Below are 4859 nucleotides of genomic sequence, written 5' to 3'. Positions count from 1 at the left end.
TAATCCTGGCCGATCAGGTAGACGCGCTGGAGCGCCTTGTCGTCCTTGAGCACCTGCATCAGCGCGGTCACGCGCATGTCGGCATGCGCGTCGAAGCGGAAGTGCCAGAAGCTGCAGCGCTCGTTGGTGAGGATCGGGTCGACGGCCGAGTAGTTGAGGAAGAGGACACGCTTCGACGGATCGCGCTCGTTGTTCTTCTCGATCGCATCGATGAGCGCCGCGGCAGTCGCCGAAGAGTTGCCCTGCATCACGATGCGCGCGCCGTCGTCCATCGCGGCGCGCAGCGCGGACAGCGCTTCTTCGTTTTGTCCCTTGCTGTCGTAGCGATCCAGTTGCAGGAGGCGCGCGCCGCCGGGCAGCTTCACCCCCCCGCGCGCATTGACGCGCTCGACCGCCCACAGCAGGTTGCGGAACACCGCTTCACCCGTATTGGCGAAGGGGCCGCTCATGCTCTCGATCAACGCGAGCCGGATCGGCAACTGCGGCTGCGACTGCCCGAGCGCCGGAGCGGCCACCGCCGCGCCGATGGCTGCGATGGTAAATGTCAGCGCCTTGCGACGTACGTTGTCCATGGCTTACTCGGGTTTGAAATCGATCGATTTCAGCACGGCGCCGATGCGCTCGTAGCCGGAGCGCAGCGACTTCGTCAGATCTTCCGACGTTCGCGGCTGACCCGCTTCGAGGCCCAACTCCTTCTGCAGGCCTTCCGCCAGGAGGCGTGACACGACCTCCAGCGACCCGCCGGGCGGCCCGGCCACGATGATGCGCACCGCCTTGCCCGAAGGTATTTGCGGAAACGCCGCAGGAGCGACCAGCAGCGCGAAGGCGGCGGCCAGGGTGGCACCAAGGCCACGGCGATGAAGAATGAAAGTCATGTGTCTCTCCTGTGGAATTCAGTCGTGGGGGAATGCTGGGAGGGCCGGCAGAGGGGCCGGCAGTTCATCGAAGAACGCGACCCGGCCCGTCTCCAGCGAATACTCGGCGCCGACGACGTGCAATTGGCCGATGTCGATGAGGCGCTCGAGGATCTTCGATCCCTTGCGCAACTGCTCGACCGATTGATGAACGTTGGCTCGAATGCTCTTGCGGATCAGGGTGTCCCGGTCGTAGCCGAGTTCAGGGGCGAGCAAGTCGGCCACTGCAGGGCGGATGCGCTCGGCGATGAACCGCAGGTGTGGCGAGCGGGCTTCCTTTGGCCGACGCAGGTGCTCCAGGGTCCCGAGGATTGCTCCGCAGTGCGTGTGCCCCATCACCACGACCAGGGGCGTGCCGAATTCCGCGGCGGCGAACTCGATGCTTCCGAGTTGCGAAGGGGCGGCGATGTTGCCGGCAACCCGGATGACAAACAGGTCGCCGAGGTCCTGGTCGAACACGATCTCGACCGGCACGCGTGAATCGGAACAACCCAGAACGATCGCGAAGGGCTTCTGCTCGAAGTGGGTCTTGGCGCCCCGCAAGCGCCGAAGGAATCTCTCGCCGGTTTGGACCTCCGAAGCAAAGCGTTCGTTGCCTTCACGCAGGCGCTGGAGTGCTTCATGGGCAGTCGTCACGGCATCACCTGCTGAAGAAGATGAATGCGATCACGAGGACCGCGAGAAACATCATTTCGCTCGGCCAGCGAGATGGCGGCCACCGCGACCACCACCGACATCAGGACGCCGTGGAAATTCGTGCGGGCGGGCTCGCGCCAGCCGGACCAGGTTGTCGAGAGGTTCATTGGGACTTCGTGCCTCGTGCCGCATTGCGTGCCGCGTCTGCCACGTAGCTTCGCGAGGCGAGAACGAAGAAGACCGCCGCCGCCAGCGCCATCATCGGCGTCAGCGTCAGCGCGAGCTTCAGGCCAAGAAGGTCCGATAGCATGCCGACGATGAGCGGACCCGGCGCCAGGCCGATCAAGTTGTTGGCCAGGGTCATCGTGGCCGCGACAGTTGCGCGCACGCCGGGATGAGTGACATCGCAAACGATGGCACTTGAACATCCGCCTTGCGCCGCAGCGAACAGGGCGCCGAGGAAGATCAGGCCCAGTCCCAGCGGACCGGGCGGCAGCGAGAAGGCGGCGATCAGGACCAGCGCCGTCAGCGCCGAATAGGCTGCAGGCACCAAGGCGCGACGTTGCGGGTGATTGCGACTCAGCCGGTCCGCCAAGCCGCCGCCGAAGACCATGCCGATGCCCGCAGCAAGGACCGCCATGCCGGCCATCAGGCCGGCTTTCTTGACGTCCATGTCGTGGTAACGGCCGAAGTAGGTCGGCAGCCATGCGATCAGCATGGCCGGCATCGCCATCTGCAGCCCGCTCGCGAGGTAGGCGAAATTCCCCGAGCGTGCAGCAAACACTTCACGTGCGAGTTGGGCGAAGCTCAATCGTTTCGGCGTGGCGTCGTCCTGGCCCGTGGGGGTCAACGCCACGGTCTTGTAGTCGCGCACGACGAAGGGATAGATCAGGGCCAGCAGCAGGCCCGGCGCACCCACGACGAAGAAGGCCATGCGCCATCCGGACTGGGCCGCAACGGCGCCCCCGATGACCACCCCGAGCACCGAACCGAACAGGCTCGCCGACAGGAAGGCGCCCAGCACCGCGGCACGTTGCCTTGCGGGAAACACATGCGCGAGCAATGCGGCCCCTGCAGCCCCGTAGGCCGCTTCGCCGAGCCCGACGAATGCTCGCGCCCAGAGCAGTTGCCCGTAGCTTTGCGCCAGGCCGCAGGCCACGGTGGCCAGGCACCACACGAAGGCCATCAGCGTGATGCTCTTGACGCGTCCCCAGCGGTCCGCAACCAGGGAAATCGGCACCACGAGCACGCCGACGACGAGCGACACCACGCTCACCAGCATTCCGAGCTGCGAATACGACAGCGACCATTCGGCCTTGATGGCCGGAATGACGGCGCCGATGACTTGCCGCGACAGGTAGTCGGACAGCATCAGGCCGAACGTGAGCGCGAAGACCGACCACGCGTAGACACGCGACGTCCGGGCCGGGTCGGTGGAAAGGGGGATGGCGGCATGGGCCGGGAGGGAGGGATTCATGGCAGTTGTCTCTTGGGGTTGTCTCTTGGGGTTGTCTCTTGCTGGTGCGGATGCGAAATGCGCTCAGATATAGGTCGGCCACGAACGCATCTCGTGCTGGCCGATGCCGCCGCTGCGCTCGCGGCGATGGGTGGCCAGGCCTTCGATCAGCCAGGCCCGCGTCTGCTGCGGGGCGATCACCGACTGCACGCCGAAGGCGCCCGCCAGTGCGTAGGCCGAGGTGTCACGGCTCAACTCGGCCTTCAGGCGGTCGAAGCGCTCGGGGTCGTCCTCGCGCCGGATGCCATAGAGCACGCTCACGCCGATCTGCGGGTCCATGAAGCTGACATCGGCGCTGGTCCATGCCGCCACCGCGTCGCTGTTGCGCCCGCCGCCCATGTTGATGTAGGCCTGGCCGTAGCTCTTGCGCAGGATCACCGACAGCTTGGGCACGCTGCACAACTGCAAGGCGTGGACCATGTTCATGATGTGCGCCGGCGCGGCCTTCTGCTCGCCCTCGACACCGACGAGGAAGCCCGGCGTATCGACCAGGAAGATGAGCGGAATGTTGAAGGAATCGCACATCACCAGGAACGAAGTGACCTTGCGGCAGGCCTCTGGGTCCATCGCGCCGCCCTTGAACATCGGGTTCGACGCGACGATGCCCACGCTCTCGCCATTCAATCGCGCCAGGCCGGTCACGGCGGCGCGACCGAAGCGGTCCTTCAGATTGAAGAAGCTGCCTTCATCGACGATGCCGGCGATGACCTTGCGCATGTCGTAGGTCTTGCCGCGCGCAGACGGCACGAGTTCGAGGAGCTTGCCAGCGTCGGGCGCAACGGCCTCCGTCGCCGGTTGGCTGGGTGGCCGGGCACCTGCGTGCGACGGCAAGTAGCTGAGGAAGCGGCGGATTGCCGCGAGCGCCTCGGAGTCGCTGTTGACAACCATGTCGACCAGCCCCGTGCGCTCGACGTGCAGCTTCCAGCCGCCAAGTTCCTCGGACTCGACGGCCTCTCCGATTGCCAGCGATGTGACCCTTGCGCTGGACACCGCGAGGAACGCGCCCTTGCGCATCACCACGAAATCGGAGAGGCAGGTGTACCAGGTCGATGAGCCCAGGCAGGGGCCAAGCACCGCGCTGACCCACGGGGTTTCACGGCGCCGGCAGTACTGTTGAGGGTCTTGGCCGGCTGCGGCCATCGCCTCGGCGCCCAGGCTGTCGGGCACCCTGGAACCGCTGGATTCGCCGAGGAAGATCAGCGGCATGCCGCTGCTGTTGGCCGTGTCCTTGAGGCGTGCGATCTTGCGCATGTTGACGGCTGATGACGACGCGCCCTTGACGGTCATGTCGTTCGAAACGACGGCCACGCGCCGCCCTTCGATGCGACCGGTGCCTGTGATCTTGGCGTCGGCCGGCGAAGCATCGCGATCGGCCGGCATCACCGAGACGGCCAGCATGCCGGTCTCGCTGAAGGAGCCGGCGTCGAGCAGTTGCTCGATGCGCTCGCGGGCATTGAGGTTGCCGCTGGCCCGGCGCTGCGCAAGCTTGTCCGCGCCGCCCATGGCGAGTACGGCCAGAGTCCGTTGAGCCAGTTCGGCGCTCTGTTCCTCGTAGCTGGAGACGCCGAAGGCGGCAGCATTGACGGCCGAGCCCACTGGTGCGAACGTGAGGCTCATGCGAATACCCCCTCTTCAACGCATTGGTTCTTCACGGCGCTCATTCCTCTTCGAAGACCGCGATGTCCTGGCCTTCACGCACGGGAGCGCCTTCGGCGATGAGGATCTCGACGACGCGGCCGGCTTCGGGGGCGACGACGGGGATTTCCATCTTCATGGATTCGAGGACCATGAGG

The 4859-nt window shown here is 65.8% G+C and carries 7 protein-coding genes; all 7 read right to left on the bottom strand.

What is annotated here, in order from left to right:
* Positions 1–572 (bottom strand): ABC transporter substrate-binding protein (locus tag AC1DN9_RS29840; protein ID WP_478105981.1); only part of this gene is annotated, 572 nt, incomplete at its 3' end.
* A 3-nt stretch (positions 573–575) separates the two neighbouring features.
* Entirely contained in the window at positions 576–875 is a 300-nt protein-coding gene (locus AC1DN9_RS29835) for a hypothetical protein (RefSeq protein ID WP_478105980.1), read from the bottom strand.
* An 18-nt stretch (positions 876–893) separates the two neighbouring features.
* Positions 894–1550 carry a carbonic anhydrase gene (locus AC1DN9_RS29830; protein WP_478105979.1) on the bottom strand — a complete coding sequence of 219 codons (657 nt, stop codon included), beginning with the start codon at positions 1548–1550 and terminating at the stop codon, positions 894–896.
* Positions 1547–1717, bottom strand: coding sequence for a hypothetical protein (locus tag AC1DN9_RS29825; protein ID WP_478105978.1), 171 nt, complete (start codon positions 1715–1717; stop codon positions 1547–1549). The genes AC1DN9_RS29830 and AC1DN9_RS29825 overlap by 4 nt, the downstream gene beginning before the upstream one ends.
* Positions 1714–3027 carry an MFS transporter gene (locus AC1DN9_RS29820; RefSeq protein WP_478105977.1) on the bottom strand — a complete coding sequence of 438 codons (1314 nt, stop codon included), beginning with the start codon at positions 3025–3027 and terminating at the stop codon, positions 1714–1716. The genes AC1DN9_RS29825 and AC1DN9_RS29820 overlap by 4 nt, the downstream gene beginning before the upstream one ends.
* Before the next feature lie 63 nt (positions 3028–3090).
* Positions 3091–4683 (bottom strand): acyl-CoA carboxylase subunit beta, encoded by a 1593-nt coding sequence (locus AC1DN9_RS29815; protein WP_478105976.1) that lies wholly within the window; start codon positions 4681–4683, stop codon positions 3091–3093.
* Positions 4684–4723: 40 nt separating this feature from the next.
* Entirely contained in the window at positions 4724–4855 is a 132-nt protein-coding gene (locus tag AC1DN9_RS29810; RefSeq protein WP_478104654.1) for an acyl-CoA carboxylase biotin carboxyl carrier protein subunit, read from the bottom strand.
* Between the last annotated feature and the right edge of the window lie 4 nt (positions 4856–4859).

This window comes from Variovorax sp. 05L425 (assembly GCF_056397705.1).
Note: the sequence above shows the minus strand (reverse complement) of the source record. Positions and strands in the feature narration are given on the sequence as shown.

Excerpts from the sequence above, each read along its gene's own strand:
- AC1DN9_RS29810 (WP_478104654.1), bottom strand. The coding sequence starts at position 4,855 with ATGGTCCTCGAATCCATGAAGATGGAAATCCCCGTCGTCGCCCCCGAA.
- AC1DN9_RS29820 (WP_478105977.1), bottom strand. The coding sequence starts at position 3,027 with ATGAATCCCTCCCTCCCGGCCCATGCCGCCATCCCCCTTTCCACCGAC.
- AC1DN9_RS29825 (WP_478105978.1), bottom strand. The coding sequence starts at position 1,717 with ATGAACCTCTCGACAACCTGGTCCGGCTGGCGCGAGCCCGCCCGCACG.
- AC1DN9_RS29835 (WP_478105980.1), bottom strand. The coding sequence starts at position 875 with ATGACTTTCATTCTTCATCGCCGTGGCCTTGGTGCCACCCTGGCCGCC.
- AC1DN9_RS29815 (WP_478105976.1), bottom strand. The coding sequence starts at position 4,683 with ATGAGCCTCACGTTCGCACCAGTGGGCTCGGCCGTCAATGCTGCCGCC.